Source organism: Paraclostridium sp. AKS73 (assembly GCF_025671395.1).
In the GTDB taxonomy this organism is placed as follows: Bacteria; Bacillota; Clostridia; order Peptostreptococcales; family Peptostreptococcaceae; genus Paraclostridium; species Paraclostridium benzoelyticum.
Genome location: NZ_JAIXHU010000057.1, coordinates 1 through 15,279, shown reverse-complemented (window position 1 = coordinate 15,279; position 15,279 = coordinate 1). Strand labels below are relative to the sequence as shown.

General features: G+C 26.4%; 19 protein-coding genes. 8 read left to right on the top strand and 11 right to left on the bottom strand.

The window, feature by feature from the left end:
- From LEQ07_RS18720 to LEQ07_RS18705, 4 genes are all read left to right on the top strand, one after another.
- Window positions 1–361, top strand: a 361-nt coding sequence (locus LEQ07_RS18720; RefSeq protein WP_263331813.1) for an N-acetylmuramoyl-L-alanine amidase, incomplete at its 5' end; no start/stop codon positions are given.
- A gap of 122 nt (window positions 362–483) precedes the next feature.
- Window positions 484–732: a DUF1659 domain-containing protein gene (locus LEQ07_RS18715; protein WP_263331812.1), complete on the top strand. Its 249-nt coding sequence runs from the start codon at window positions 484–486 to the stop codon at window positions 730–732.
- A 69-nt stretch (window positions 733–801) separates the two neighbouring features.
- Window positions 802–1,035, top strand: coding sequence for a DUF2922 domain-containing protein (locus LEQ07_RS18710; RefSeq protein ID WP_021428820.1), 234 nt, complete (start codon window positions 802–804; stop codon window positions 1,033–1,035).
- 74 nt (window positions 1,036–1,109) lie between these two features.
- Window positions 1,110–1,265, top strand: a complete 156-nt coding sequence (locus LEQ07_RS18705) for a YvrJ family protein (protein WP_021428807.1) — start codon at window positions 1,110–1,112, stop codon at window positions 1,263–1,265.
- A gap of 180 nt (window positions 1,266–1,445) precedes the next feature.
- Here the strand turns inward: LEQ07_RS18705 and LEQ07_RS18700 are convergent, their stop codons facing one another.
- The 3 genes from LEQ07_RS18700 to LEQ07_RS18690 form a co-directional block, all read right to left on the bottom strand.
- Window positions 1,446–1,694 carry a hypothetical protein gene (locus tag LEQ07_RS18700; protein ID WP_263331811.1) on the bottom strand — a complete coding sequence of 83 codons (249 nt, stop codon included), beginning with the start codon at window positions 1,692–1,694 and terminating at the stop codon, window positions 1,446–1,448.
- A gap of 98 nt (window positions 1,695–1,792) precedes the next feature.
- Entirely contained in the window at window positions 1,793–2,788 is a 996-nt protein-coding gene (locus LEQ07_RS18695) for a hypothetical protein (RefSeq protein ID WP_263331810.1), read from the bottom strand.
- Window positions 2,789–3,013: 225 nt separating this feature from the next.
- Window positions 3,014–3,658: a hypothetical protein gene (locus LEQ07_RS18690; protein ID WP_263331809.1), complete on the bottom strand. Its 645-nt coding sequence runs from the start codon at window positions 3,656–3,658 to the stop codon at window positions 3,014–3,016.
- Between the two features lie 998 nt (window positions 3,659–4,656).
- Here LEQ07_RS18690 and LEQ07_RS18685 point away from each other — a divergent pair.
- The 3 genes from LEQ07_RS18685 (at window position 4,657) to LEQ07_RS18675 (ending at window position 6,428) form a co-directional block, all read left to right on the top strand.
- Window positions 4,657–5,154, top strand: coding sequence for a hypothetical protein (locus tag LEQ07_RS18685; RefSeq protein WP_263331808.1), 498 nt, complete (start codon window positions 4,657–4,659; stop codon window positions 5,152–5,154).
- On the top strand, window positions 5,151–5,558 hold the full coding sequence (locus LEQ07_RS18680; RefSeq protein ID WP_263331807.1) for a hypothetical protein: 408 nt from the start codon (window positions 5,151–5,153) through the stop codon (window positions 5,556–5,558). The genes LEQ07_RS18685 and LEQ07_RS18680 overlap by 4 nt, the downstream gene beginning before the upstream one ends.
- 411 nt (window positions 5,559–5,969) lie before the next feature.
- Entirely contained in the window at window positions 5,970–6,428 is a 459-nt protein-coding gene (locus LEQ07_RS18675; protein ID WP_263331806.1) for a hypothetical protein, read from the top strand.
- Window positions 6,429–6,515: 87 nt separating this feature from the next.
- Here LEQ07_RS18675 and LEQ07_RS18670 read toward each other — a convergent pair whose 3' ends face one another.
- The 8 genes from LEQ07_RS18670 to LEQ07_RS18640 form a co-directional block, all read right to left on the bottom strand.
- Window positions 6,516–7,142, bottom strand: coding sequence for a hypothetical protein (locus LEQ07_RS18670; RefSeq protein WP_263331805.1), 627 nt, complete (start codon window positions 7,140–7,142; stop codon window positions 6,516–6,518).
- Between the two features lie 22 nt (window positions 7,143–7,164).
- Window positions 7,165–8,007 (bottom strand): hypothetical protein, encoded by an 843-nt coding sequence (locus LEQ07_RS18665; RefSeq protein WP_263331804.1) that lies wholly within the window; start codon window positions 8,005–8,007, stop codon window positions 7,165–7,167.
- 18 nt (window positions 8,008–8,025) lie between these two features.
- The gene (locus tag LEQ07_RS22225) at window positions 8,026–8,388 is read right to left on the bottom strand and encodes a S8 family peptidase (RefSeq protein WP_332843347.1); all 363 of its coding nucleotides are present in this window, start codon (window positions 8,386–8,388) and stop codon (window positions 8,026–8,028) included.
- Window positions 8,389–8,390: 2 nt separating this feature from the next.
- A complete protein-coding gene (locus tag LEQ07_RS22220) occupies window positions 8,391–8,948 on the bottom strand; it encodes a S8 family peptidase (protein WP_332843346.1) in 558 nt (185 codons plus the stop codon).
- 794 nt (window positions 8,949–9,742) lie between these two features.
- The gene (locus LEQ07_RS18655; protein ID WP_263331803.1) at window positions 9,743–12,118 is read right to left on the bottom strand and encodes a metallophosphoesterase family protein; all 2,376 of its coding nucleotides are present in this window, start codon (window positions 12,116–12,118) and stop codon (window positions 9,743–9,745) included.
- A gap of 573 nt (window positions 12,119–12,691) precedes the next feature.
- Complete coding sequence (locus LEQ07_RS18650) at window positions 12,692–13,450, bottom strand: DnaA ATPase domain-containing protein (protein ID WP_263331814.1); 759 nt, start codon at window positions 13,448–13,450, stop codon at window positions 12,692–12,694.
- Window positions 13,362–13,775: a DnaD domain protein gene (locus LEQ07_RS18645; protein WP_263331802.1), complete on the bottom strand. Its 414-nt coding sequence runs from the start codon at window positions 13,773–13,775 to the stop codon at window positions 13,362–13,364. The genes LEQ07_RS18650 and LEQ07_RS18645 overlap by 89 nt, the downstream gene beginning before the upstream one ends.
- A gap of 14 nt (window positions 13,776–13,789) precedes the next feature.
- Window positions 13,790–14,302 carry a replication protein gene (locus LEQ07_RS18640; protein ID WP_263331801.1) on the bottom strand — a complete coding sequence of 171 codons (513 nt, stop codon included), beginning with the start codon at window positions 14,300–14,302 and terminating at the stop codon, window positions 13,790–13,792.
- Window positions 14,303–14,837: 535 nt separating this feature from the next.
- Between LEQ07_RS18640 and LEQ07_RS18635 the strand changes: the two genes are divergently transcribed.
- Window positions 14,838–15,080 carry a hypothetical protein gene (locus LEQ07_RS18635; protein ID WP_263331800.1) on the top strand — a complete coding sequence of 81 codons (243 nt, stop codon included), beginning with the start codon at window positions 14,838–14,840 and terminating at the stop codon, window positions 15,078–15,080.
- The last annotated feature ends 199 nt before the right edge of the window (window positions 15,081–15,279 follow it).

Below are 15,279 nucleotides of genomic sequence, written 5' to 3'. Positions count from 1 at the left end.
CTGTAAGTTAGCTACTAATTTATCTTCAAATCTTTCTAATAAACTTAATACTACAAATCGTGGTGTTAAGATATCTAAAAAATTCTCAGTTTTAAAACACAGTAAAATGCCTGCTGTAATTATAGAAATTGATTTTATATCAAATAATTCTGTTGAAGTTTCTTGTTCTGATGAAATGTATATAAGAAATGCAGCTAATACTATAGCTTCTACTTTACTTGAATTTGTAAATAAGAAAATAGAAAATGAAGGTCCTTTTTATAGAGTATGTATAGGTGCATTTAATATTAAAGATAATGCATTAAAACTCAGAAATGAAGCTATTTCTAAAGGTTTTAAAGATACTTATATAACAACTTAATCTACATGACATTAAAAATATTAATATCTCTTTCAAATATTTTCTTCAATTACTTTCTTTGATTGCTTTAATATCCTCCTACTATACTTAAGTTAAATTAAATGTTAAAAGGAGGAATCAAAATGGCAGATATGAATTTAGCTCCAGATACTTCAGAAGTCGCTCAAATGTCAGCATTAAGAATTAAATATGACTGTGGCTTGGGTGAAAATGGAAGAACAATAGTTAAAACTAGAAGTTTTTCAAATGTTAATCCTGAAGCAAAAGCTATTGATGTTTACAATGTAAGTGAAATTTTAAATGCTCTACAAAAACATGATGTGCTATCTGTAGTAAGAATAGACAATACAGAGTTAACACCAGCAAATTAAAATTTGCTTCGCTCATGTCGCCAACGACGTTGTCCGTTGCTCAAATAAAATAAGAAAGGGGATTAAAAAATGAGAAATATAGAAACTAGATTATTAATGGTTTTCTCTACAACTCTTGGAAGAAAAGTAAGCTTATTTGTTTCAGATCCTAGAGAAGATTTAACTGAGGAAGAAATAAAAGCTGCTATGGAACAAATCGTTGAAAAAAACATATTTGCTCCTAGATTTGGTGAAGAGTTAGAAGCTCCATTAGAAGCAAAAGTAGTTCAAACTGCAACTACTGGATATGACTTAGTTATATAATTTACATGAAACCCTTCTAAAATTTAGAGGGGTTTCCTAATAATATTTTTAATTTTATTGGAGGTATATTCTATATGGAATTAGATTTAATGGCTTTAGTATCTAACTTGGGTTTTCCTGCTATTGTTACTATGTATTTATTAATTAGAATAGAAGGTAAACTTGAAAATCTAAGTACTAGCATAAATTCATTAAGTAATAATATATATGAACTTAATAATAAGAAATAAAAAGTGTACCTATTTAAATCATTAAGATTTATTAGATACACCTTTTTATTTCCTAAATTTATTCTTAAAATACAAGAACTCAGAATATAATTCTTCATATATTTCTCTATCTATTAATATATTAAAATAAGCTAATGCTGAATCATTTTTTATATTTTTGTGATTAAATTTAAAATATTTTTATAAAATACCACCTAATACTCTCTCTAGATAATCCAGTATTCTTGAATCATTAATAAGATCTATATTTTCTACTATCAGTTCCCTATATTTCATTGTTGATTTATTCATTATTTCTGTTATATATTTATTTTGTTCTATAACTTTATAATTTACATATAATGACAACTTGTTAAATATATTATTAATCAAGATCCCATTATCTATATTTTTATTAAAATATTTTATATCCATAATATAGTAATTCATATAATTTTTACATATCCAATCCCGAATTAATATGAATTTAAATATATGTATATCTCTATCCTTTAATATCTTCTCAAATTCATAATCAATATCGTTTCTTAAGTTTTCAAAATAAATTCATATTTATTTATCATTCGGTAATTTAATCTTGATTTATCTAATATAGATAATATCATTTCTAATTTTTCAATACTTTCTTTTTGTTTACAATCATCTGGTATAATATTCCCATAAGAAATTCTAACTCTTTCTAAATTAATTTTATACAATACTTCAAATGCAAATTCTACATTTTCCGACCAATTATATTTTTCTTCAAAAATTTTATATAAAGCCCAAGAAATTTTATACTCTTCTGATAATAAATTTAAAAGCTTTTCATATTTAGATTTTTCTAAGTAGTTTACATCTTTGTCATATAAATCCAATATAATAACTTCGTTTTTTAACTTTTTCAATTCCGTGTTGCCTAAATCTTTATATAATACTTTATATAATATATTATTTTCTAAATCATCTATCTCTAGGCATATTATCGTTGCTTCTTTGAAAACATATTCAACAAATTCAATATCCTCACCTAATCTTTTACTTGCTCTAATTTCCTCAATCAAACTATAAAGAAATTTACAATATTCTTGCTTTTCTAATTTTATAAATTTATCTATTAAATTTATTCTAATATCGTACTGATTTTCTCCTAAATAATTACTTTTATATCCAGAATTAACTTTAAGGTTATTAAATTTACCTTTTTCTAAGTAACTTAAAGCCAAAATATCTGTTAATAAACTTTTTTCTAAAATCCCTTTGTTAGATACATTTTCTTTCATCCAATTATATTTATTATTTAAAAAGTCATCTAATTTTTTTACAGTTATCTTATTAATAAAATAATCAGTATACATATTAATATTTGTATTAATAATACCTTCAAAGACAACTTGTAAAAATTTCTCTTTTTCATCTTTTTGTACTTTTTTATATTCCATTGTTAATTCTCCAAAAAAATACTTTCCATCTTTGCTATAATCGAATAGCTTTTTATATTGTTCAACTATACTTTCTTCAATCTTACGTTTTAAATATAACATTTCATTTTCTTTAAATTTTCATAGTTATTTAAATAACTGTTACAATTATTTTCCAATAATTGTAAGCAAGATAGTTAAAGATAAAATTATAAAACTAAATATTCCCACATTTATATAATATTTTTTCAGTTATATATAATAAATCGCTAAATAATTTATTAGAATCTAATATTTGATATATATATGTTTCTTTAAAAACTATTCCACAAAGTTTTATTGTTATTACTAAAAATATAAAAATATAAATTTAAAAACCCCAGATTTTAAAAATTGTATAAGTACTCTATCTTCTAAATAAACCTTACTTTTGCTTCTCCCTAAATATATATCATTAACATTAAAATTAATTATAAATATCAGCATAGTTATCAATGCAGTTATTCCACCAGTAACAACGCCTAACATCGCTAATGGATTCTTTAAATACATATTGGATATATTATTGCCTTTTATCAACATAGCTGTTAACGGAAATAACCCAATAAACATTAACCATCTTACATATATTTTAATTTTTAAATTAACCGTATTATTCAACTTAAATATTAATAAAAATATACTATATAAAATCTTAATTTGAATTAAACCAATTCTATTATTCATAAAAAATATTACTATTACTTCTAATAAATATATCAATATCCTATATTTATATTCTAAAATTACATCTTTAATTTTAAAATAACTCTTAATATGTGAATATTTAGTGTATATATCAGCATAAATTAAAAATATTGCAGTTCCTATTATACTTGCTAAATATATATTCATATTAATGCCATACGCTAACATGTAAAATATAGCAACACTCATAATTTGTAATATTATTTCCTTACATATATATTTTACTTCATACTTTAACTTTCTCATTTAATTCTCCTTTACATATTTTTGTAAAATCCTCATTTTTTTATGATTCTGATCTCCGTTACAAGACCTGTGCAGATTAAAATAAAACTAATATTTCTTTTTCAATCTCTACTAAAATTTCAGCCCATTTTTGAAACTTGAATTTTTCATATTTGTCAACTTCAAGTTTATTTTTCAAGTATCCCAAACGCAATTGATCAAGGTAGTATTCATAACCTCGTCTTAAAAAATAAATTCTACTCGAATACATAAGATGTATATTTAGCTTGTTTAAATCGAAAGTACCAATTTATATTTATCTTTTCTATCATTATCCATTTCAAGATTTACTTTCACCGTATCCTTCACAACTACTATAGAAATTTTGTTTACAAATATATATTTATTTAAGTACAGTTATACACATGATATCCTTTTCTTTTATACGGCTATTTTTTCTTTATGTTAAACAAACCTTTTTCATATCTCTATCAGTTATGTTTAAACCTTATTTTTAAATGACTTTATTTTATAAATTATGTTTTCCTGCTATTTTTACTATGAATTTATTGATTACAATAGAAGATAGTATTAATTATATTAGATAGACATTGATAAGTAATCTATTTGATCAAACTAAGTCCACTCTCATGCTATTTTTAGGTTACTGCTGTGCAAATCTAAATATATATTATATAACTTTGCAATGTACGAACTATATAAATTTTATTTTGTTTTACCAAACTAGATTTTAAAAATCTTAATTGTATTGTACAATATAATTAAAGTTTAAATTTACATAAACTGGTAATTAGTTATAAAAAGCTTCCATTTAATCTCAAAAACATTTACAAGGGGGGGATAAAATTGTATAAATTTAAGTTTACCTTAGATGAATATGAATCTTATTTTAAAATAGCGCTTGGCTTAACAAAGGGAAAAATATATTTAGTGTAAAACTAAAAGCTTTTGTAATTCTATTTTTTGTAGTACTAAACTGGCTTATTAGCATGCTCAATATGAAATTATTGCTAAAAATATCTATTGTAGTTAGTTTACTATTGGTAGCTCTATTATTTGCAATCTCATCCAAGAAAGTACTTCAAAAAAATTCTCGGATTGTTTCAAAATTCTTATCAAAAAAATTCCCAGAATTAATATATAGTGAAAAATCTACAGAAATTATAGGAAATGAAGTTGTTCAAAAAGTTAAGAATTCTACTTCATCGACAAAGTTATGTGACATAAAGGAAATTATTGTAGACAAAAACATCATAGCTCTTATTTCTTCTTATGATGAAATATGTGCATTTGTACCATTACGTGTATTTGCCGATGATACAGAAAAAGAAAAATTTCTTGAATTACTAAATGTCAAAGATAATGTAAGCTCCTTTGATGAAGATATGGACTTCACTTATAAACTTACACCTAATGATTATGCTAACTATATAGATATTTATAATTCTCATATTGGAGTTAATAAAAAAGAGATAAACTCATTAAAATTTTATTGATTGGACTTGGATCAGTGTTTGGACTTCATTATATCTATAAGTACGGACTATTATACGGAATCATATTTATACTACTCATTGTATTAATATATCGTATATATCCAACTTTTATAAACTCTGACAAACTCAAAAAAATCCGTAATAAACAGAGTATTCAGTATTTTAAAAAACATAATAAAATTAAAAATACTCAACAAGTTAAGGTAGAATCAGATAATATAATTCATTTAAGCAACGGAGTAAGAAAAGAGTTTAATTTAAAAGATATACAGAAGGCATATTTTAAAAATGGAACTATAGTTGTTATTATTTTTAATAATTTACCTTGCTTGATAATGCCTGATAATGTTTTTGGTAGCGAACGTGAAAGAGATGATTTTCTTGATTTATTAAACGGAGTTTAAACTTAGCGCTGGTCTAACAAATCCAATATTTTATACATTCGTAATGATTTGCTTGTTATATTCATTAATTTTATTGAAATAGGTTTTGTAGAGTTTATATATATTTAAATAATTGTCATTTATATAAATATTGTATATATGAATAGTTTATATATGAATAGTTTATACAAGTTTGTGTATTTCTGTTTTATTAAAATTATATAAAACTCAAGATATAGTGTAGATAGATTTGTTAAAACAAATTTATCCAAACTACCATAATTGTCTGGTTTAAATTTATTTTTTATTTTGAGTCTATTATTTTTTAGCCATTTGTACTAAATCATCTTTAGTCAAATCAGAGTCATTTGTTAAAAATGAATAATAATATATATAAAGTAAGATTATATTGATGTTGGGAGATACTAACGAATGAAAATAATTAACAATAATATATTAAATTATAATAATTACAGTATGAAAAATATTATAGATAATAAGAAATCAGATAATATTTTAGATAATAAAAATTTAGATACAGCATATAAAAAAATCAGAAATGATACACTAAACATTTTTGGTCCTAATGCTCCAAAATCAGTTAAGGATGCATGGACAAAAACATTAGATGAAACTGGGATCTACGATTTAGGCTGTGATGAAAATGGAGAAGACCATATTACTCAAATGGATATACTGAGAGTTATTATAGAAGAGCAAACTGGTAGTTGTGATGTACTTGGAAATTCAGTTGATTCGGCTATTAAAACTGTAAAAGTAGCATTAGATATGCTAAACAATCCAATAACAGCTAGTACAGATCCTCAAATAATAAAAAGACAAGAAAAAGAATTTTACGAAAAATTTTTAGCAAACTTAAATCAAAGATAAAAAAGCATTATTCATGAAATAGTGTAATGTTATGCTATGGAAAAGCTACACATCTAAAATAGACTGTGTAGCTTTTTTATTACTTAATTATATTAACCCAAATATATGTAAGTTCTCTAAATAAAATGTATAATATTCATTATTTATATCGCAAGCTAAATCTTTACATATATACTCTCTATCCTCTAGAGTTAGGCCTATTTCATTTAACTGAGATTCATCTAGATTATACAACTTATCACCATATGCTTCCTTCAATTGAATATGCCTTCCAACAACTAGTGAATTTAAAAACCTATCCATTTTTTCGCATTGATCCCTAACTTCAAATTTAGAAATATATTTTCCATCTTTACTTTCTAATATGACGTCTACCCTTTTGCCTGTTTGTTGATTTTTAATTATATCATTACAAGCAATATCTTCTTCTAACTTACTATATGTGTTTAAATCCTCGTAAGACTCTGCCTCATTATGAGAGTCTTTTTCTTCTTCATTGAATAAACCTTTTAATATACATTTATCCTTAATCGTATAAGCTTTATATATTTTATTGTATTCAAAGAAATCATAATTCTTTAAATCTAACATCTGTTCAAATGGAAATTCTTCAGCATTAAATTTTTCAACTAATAATTGCTCTACTTCTTCTTTCGTAAATACAAGACATTCTTTTTTTTCTTCAAATTTATTTTTTAAATTTAGATAATTCATATTTCCCTCCTCTGAATTTTCCTTATGCAGGGATTCCATAGAATGAATGAGCTTTCGGAGTTCTATTTGCTGCATGCCAATGCCAATAATATCCTTTTTTAGGTCTACCATTCACTTTATCTATTTCATGTATTGGCTTTCCACTTTTATTTGCGCCTGCTGCAACTTGTCTTGCGAACTCTTTTGACTTAGACCAAACATCTTGTCTACTTTTCATTCTACTTATAGCCTGACTTAAAGACAATCCCTTACCTACAAACAACTTTCCGCGACTTAATCTTGCCATAAAATGATTGTACTTATTGCTTTTCTTTACTTTTGTCGCAACTACATAAGATATCCCAGCTACAGTTATAACCTCACCTAGCTTTATTAATGCTGCCCAAGCTGCAGCTCCAATTTCAATACCTAGTGGTATAGCAATTGGAATAGAAGCGTACCCACACTCTTTATTGTATAAAAGATCTTTATCTGTAGCTTTATCTGTAAATGTTATATCTCCTTCATTTTTACTAATTTCTGATACCTTTGCTACATACTCTTTATTAACTAATTGACCATTTTCATTTACTTCTTCAGAAATTATAGTTACTTCATCCGAACCAGGTTCTACCTCTAACTTAGTATTAACATTATCATTATCAATAGTTGTTGTTGAAATATCTACAGTTAAACTATTTTCTACAAAATCTATATCATCTATTTTAATATTATCATTCTCTAAAGTGTTCTGTAATTCATTTTCTATTTTTTCTTCAATTAATACATCATCTGTCAATGCATAAGAATTAGTGGACAATATTGTCCCTGTACATAAAACTATAGCCATAATCATAGCTAATATTCTAAATTTAATTTTTTTCATATTTCAATTCTCCCTTTATTAATCACATTGTATTATATTAAAATTATTATTAAATAATTTTTTAGTTGAGTGTTTTAAAAGATGTTTATAGACTTTTTCAAACCTGTGTTCATCTTTTTTTATATTACTTGCTGAAAGATACCTTCCTATAATTCCTGTAACAAATGGTGTAGAAAAAGATGTTCCTGTGTAAAGCTTGTACTCACCCATATTACAGGTACTTAAAATTTTCTCTCCTGGGGCTAAAAAATCAATTTTACCATCAGGATTAAATTTACTTAATTCTAAATTAGAATCTATACTTCCAACAGATATTACATTTTCATATTTAGCTGGATAATCAGTGTTTAAACCATATCGATTGCCAGCTGAAGAAACTATTATTATATTTTTTGAACTGCATAGTTTATTTTATTTTCTAATTTTTTCGAAGGATGTTTAAATCCAAAACTCATATTTATGATATCTATATCTTTTTCTATAGCCCAGTCAATTGCATTTATAATGTTCTCTTCTTCTATACTTCCATTATCATTTATAACCTTTGCATTATATATATCTATGTCATTTAAAATTCCTTTTAAATTATTATTTGCTGCTAAAATACCAGCAATAGGAGTCCCATGATTTAAATTATCTTTCTCATCTGAGTTCGTGAAGTTTTTAGTTGCTTTTACTACTCCATTTAAATCTTTATGTTCATTTACTCCACTATCTAAAAGGGCAATTTTAATATTTACATGTTTTTTCAACTCTAAATTATTATAATTTATGGATTTCATTCCCCAGCTTAAATAATTCTTAGGTACATTATTTGCAATTTTAATGTCTTGATTTTCATCTATCTTAAAAGATTTAGACCTTACTATGTTTATACTTGAAAAAAATATATAAATAAAATAATTGATATTATTGTCAGCAAAAAAAACTTGTTCTAACAAAAGTTTTTCTTTTCTTAAAATTATTATTTTTCATTAAATTACTGCCTCTTCGTAATATATTAAGTATATGGCTTCCATTAATTTTTTTGTTAATTTACATTATTATAGATAGTTTTCAATCAAAAACCATTTTTAATATAATCCTCCTCATGTTAATTTTTAAATTCAACCTCCTTTCCATAGCATTTTGATATATTACCATATTTTTCTATTTATTTTTCTAAAATGGACTGAAATTAGCTAAAATTGGACTGAAATAGATATTTTTAATCAGAAAACTGATTTTTCTATAAATTTTCAAAAATAAAACTGTTACCGATCAAAAAAATGTAAATATACAAGGATTTGATATTTTTGAAAAAGTAAAATTTAAATCTAGATCAAATAGAAAACCTTTAATAACCTTAGATATAGCTATCAAAGGTGATATTATTTCATTTATATTACTAGTCTTAAATCTATTTATATAGGTTGTTTTCCCCACTTCAAATATCTACCTATATTTAAACCAAAGTAAGCTACTAAAATTTTAATTTTAAATATACCTTATTGCTTGCAACGTTTATAAAATTTCAACTTCGACTTTATGCTGTTGTCTGATTGTCATATATCCATAATCATTTTATATATATTTTTTTAATTTCTATTTCTTTCTTTATATAGCAAAGAATATCCCTATTTCCATTACTCTTATATCTTCTTTATACTAACCTTTACTACTCTATTTACAATATAAAATGCCCTATCCAGATTAAGTCATCTGGATAGGGCATTTCCCACTCTTATTGAAAGTTTTATTTTATACTGTCATATAAGTCACTAGCTATTCCACTTGCTGCTCTCTTCTTTCTATCTTTTGCAGCGATTAGCATTTTTCTTATATTTTTATTTGACAGTTCAATCTCATGAAGGTTATAAGCATGAACCACATCTATCCAACGCTCTGTCCTTTCATCATCTGCACTTATTTTACAAAGTATATCTTTATCCATTGGCAGACACTTATCTAAATAATATTTCCAATCACCTGGTTGTATTGTTCTTAATATCTTATTCGCATCATACTGAGCATCCCAACAAATATTGTAAGAATTTCCTAATTTAACCATTAAAATTGCCGATATACATGCTTTTAAAGCAGGTTTTGGAATAACTGAACCTAACCTTTCTAACTTACTCACCGCACTAGGTTCATTGTAAAAGTTATTTGGTCCAAAATGTGCTGAAACGACTCCTTTAGCAGCTTCAATAAATGTAAATGAACGTAAGTTTTCTGGTACATAATCAAATCCATGTACTTTTAAAAGTATGCTTTTTAACGGTTTTATTAGCTTAACATTACCTTCATTAGCATATTGTGCATATGTAAGACCAATTAAATACTTGTCCTCAGAATCTAAATCATCCCATATAGTAGTAAATATACTTATCATATTAGCTACAACTATGTCAAATTCACCTGCTTTTGCTTCCTTCATCAGATTAATTACAGTTCTTATAGTAGTTTTTTTGTAGAAATATGGTCCACCTTTTAATACATTTAATGTTTCAGGAGTTTGCTCAATTAGATTGGTTTTTAATCTTTCTCTAAAATCTCCATATTCAAATTTCATATGAGTATTATCATACCCTAAGACATATTGAATAGATGCTCGTATTACAGTATCAACTTCATTTTGAGTCATTTCCTCTTGAACTCCATCTGATAAATAATGTTGTACAATTTCACTAGCATGCGTTAGTCTCATTTTACCTGTTTGATTAATAAATCCTAATTCTACAGCTATATTTATTACTTCAAAAGCTGGCAGTTCCCTAACGTATCTCAAATCTTCTACCCCTACCATCTCTGCAACAAAACTTTCTCCAAATCCTAAAACTTTTTCTCTTAGTGCAGTAAGTGCCCTTAGCCATACTCCCTCTGCAACTGCTTCAAAATATTCAGATTGATAATTATCACGATACATTTGTATATCTCTAGGTTTAAGCTGTTGTGCTAACCCCAAGACTTGGCATCCTGTATTTATTTTAGGTAATGTTAAACCATTTGGAGATGTCCAAAGAGCATCTACTACTACACTTGTTTCATTAACAACATTTACTAACCCTCTCCCTAATCCCATTCTATTATCTCCTTCTACAGTTTGTATAGTACTTAGTCCATAACTTCCTTCTTGTATTGTAAGAGGCATAAAATACCTTCCATCCTCACCCTCACATCTATACAGTCCATTATCTGGATGAAACACACCTTGGCTATTGCTAATTCTACTAACGATTTCTACAAGGTTATTATCGATATCAAATTTATAAATTGAGTACCTACATCCTCCAATTTTAGGTTGCCCTTTTGCTCTTTCTTCACTTTTAGGATATCCTATCCCCGAAACTAATTTTAATATTGACCTGTTAGGATTAGCATTCATTTCTATTCTTGCATCATGTATATGACCATGTAAAATTGCATCTACTCCTATCTTACTCTTATTCATAATATAATCTTCTATCATCTCTTTATCATCATGTTCTAACCATTCTAACGGATGATGAGTTAATGCAATGGCTAAATCACAGTGTCCTAATCTTGAATTTACCGCTCTAAGGTATTCTAACTGCGCTCGACTAATTCTAAGCCTTCCATAGTCTGTATTCCCCATTGTTGTCCAAGATGTATTTAACAGTACAAATCTAACTTTAACTCCATTAACTTCAATATCTCTAACTCCAAAGCTTCCATTAATATTCTTTGTACTATTATCATAGAAGTGACTCGTAAACCTTTCAAATGCATCAAATCTATCATTGAATTCTGCCCATTGATTATTTATGAATCCTACATTATCTATGTCCTCTTTATACTTTTCTAGCTTTTCTTTAAGATCACTATCTCTGGATATATCATGGTTTCCAGGTACAAATACCATATTTTGCTTTTCTAGACCTAATTCTTCTAGAATACCTTCAAATAGCTCCATTGCTAAATCATATGATTCCAGTTTACCCTTATTAACTATATCCCCTGTAACAGCAATCATATCTATTTGTAACTTATTCTGTGTCATGACTTTCTTTATATCACTCTTCAGCTCTTCTCTTAGCAATGTAAAATTTGTATCTTCTATGTCATCAATATGTAAATCTGCCAAATGTACTAAACAAAATTCTTTCATTCAACCCTCCAAAATCCTTAAAATGTCATTTATACTTATAATACCATATTTTATTTCCATTTTTTTCATATTTTATCTTTAATTCTTTTTATACACATAAATAGAGGTCACACTGAATATTTCTTCACTGTGACCTTTATAATATTAATCATCCCCCCCCTTTTACCTTGTCACTATTTCAATTCCTACTTCTCCATATACTCCCCTAAAAATCCTCTATATTATTATTAAAAATTTTATTTAAATGCATTATTCTTGCTGTATGGTATGGTCTATGGATTTGTACTACAACTTTATTTACATCAATTTACATCTACCTATTGGGAATCAATTTTACTGTCTACATTCCTCAAATCTTATAAAAGGGTATCACTTACTTGTGATAAGGTTCATTATTATTTATTCTAAATAATATATTTATTTTTATAGATTGTTTATTTTTTGTCAAACATTTTAAATTATACTGTTTAGAATTGTTATATGCAATATTTACATATTACTTTCTTTACTATATTACAATATCTATAATTTTATATGATATTGTCTATAGATATAAATTCATATTTAATTATCTCATACATAAACCCTATAATTAAGCTTCCTACCCTTAAACTCCACAACACTGCCCCTACTCATTTCAATCAACCTACTACCCACCGCTTCATCAATATCCAAAAGTTCTTCAACTTCTCTTTCACAACTCACTATAACTGGCAAATTATTAAAATATCTAAAATTAACAATCTCAAACATAATATTTATATCACTCTTAGTAATACTCCCCTTAAACAAGTCATCTATTAAAAGTACCTTAGCCCTTTTGTATCTACCAATGATCCTTTCATATTCTTCACTATCCATTACATTTTGTTTAATCCTAGTTATAGCTTCTCTATAAGACATATATAAAACTCCAACACAATTATCCATTAGCTTATTTGCAATCGCTAGCGATAAATGAGTTTTCCCTGACCCTACTTGTCCTAAAAACATTATTGAATTATTTCTAGTATCTTTAATTTCATTGAAGCTATTAACATATTTATTAGCTTTTTTATAAGCTTCAACTACTTGAATATCATATGTGTAATCGAAGCTTTCAAAAGTCTTTTTCCTAAATTCATCACTTATACCACTTGATTTTAAAATCTCTTCAGCTTCTCTTAACGCCCTACATTCACAGGGAATAGCTACATCCCCTTCAATAATAAAAGTTAAATCTCTACACTTATTACATCTATATTTAGTTTTCTCCCTCAATGAATTCTCTGATTTCTCTAAGTTCTTCTTCTGTTGGTTTTCTATAAATGTTTGAGTCCTCTGAGTTAGCATCTCTTTTATACTTAGATTTTCCATGCTCATTGATAGATGTTCCATTTTCATTGCCCCCTTGATTTAATTTTCCAATCTCATATGCTTTTAAATCTTCAAAAGTCTTTATATTTTTTTCTATCCATTGTTTTATAATTCCGTTAACATACCCTTTATTACATCTGCCATTATCTGTTGATATTTCTATAGCTCTTTTAAATAATCTAATATCTATAGTTTCACTAATTTCAATTAACCACTCTGCTACAATTCCATTAATAAGTCCTATGTTTTGCTCATATAGTTTTGCATATTTAGATACATCTTCTTTTATACACATATCCATACCTACATCTTTATTTATGTTATTTTCTTCTTCTTTTCTTTTTCTTCCCCATAGTGGTTATCTAAGTTGCTTTCAGTTTTAGTCATGGGTATCGATACTGTATTTAAATAGTTGTCCATTTTTTTGATAGGGGTATCGATACTGTATCCATACTTATTACATTCATTTAAAAATAGGTTTATTAAAGTTTGACTTTTAATTTCTTTTAATTCTTTTTCTACACACTTTTTAACTTTTGGGCTAACTATCTTATTGTATTTAACCCAGTTATTTATAAATATTTCATTTGAAGATTTATCATAGACTATCTTTTTATAACCTTCAAATCTATCTAAAAGTTTTTCAACTGTTTCTCGGTTGTATCCTGTTTCAGTTTCTATTATTCTTCTTGGAAGTTCATAAACCCCACATTGAGTAGTTTTGCTGTTAGTCATTAGATATAAGTAGAAGTATTTCTCTTCTGGTGTTAAATCTAATACAAAACCATCTTGCCAAAAATCTATGTGTACTTGTCTGAAAACTGCCATAATATATCCCCCTGTTTTCTTAGTGAGGTGGGCGTTCGTGATAAATATATTCCTTTCCTTCACTGTAAAGCTCTAAAGAACTTGAGCTTTAACGTTTCGTCAATGAATTTATTTACCACTTCACTAACTCGTAAGAAAATTCTCGCCACCCCGTGCCTTTTTTTGATTGAATACTTATTTATTATTTTTTATCCTTCACTAAAGTCCTAAAGTACTCGGACTTTAACGTTCTATCGATAAATTTATTTGCTACTTAACTAACTCATAAGAAAATTCTCGCCACCCCCTGCGCCTTTTTTGATTGAATACTTATTTATTATTTTTTATCCTTCACTGGAAACCTCTAAAGAACTCGAGCTTTAATGTTTCGTCTATGAATTTACTTACTACTTCACTAAATCATAGTAAAAGTCTCTCCCCACCCCCTGTGCCTTTTTTGTGTTTGAATACTACTTTGTTTGCATATTCCTATATCGTTGCTATTTTAAATAAACTTAGTTAGAATTAACTTATAAGACATAAGGTGGTGATTCGTTTGAATAGCATTACTAATATAAATCCAGTAGTAAAGTTCCTTTGTACAATATGTTCTGTTGTTGTAATTTTTTCTGCCGTGTACGGTTATATCTTTTTAGGTGGTGTAGCTATTCTTTGCTCTGGATTGATAAGCTCTTATAATTCATATGTTCACTATAAAACATTTAATAAGTTAGAAACTTCATCTATAGTGTACGCTATTGCATGTGTACTTACAGGTTTATTGGTTCTTTGCTTGTAATACATATTTCTTTAGATTTTGAGAGTTTATAATTAAAAGTAAGGTGATATAAATTTTAGTAAACTACTAGCTTTTATATCATCTTATTTTTTGTTTCTTCAAGTTAATTTCTGTCATTTTTAATATATTGCTATTTGAAATTTCCTTAACTACAATTATCTTGAGTACGTTAAGGAGGTGTTTAATTGAAAAGTATATC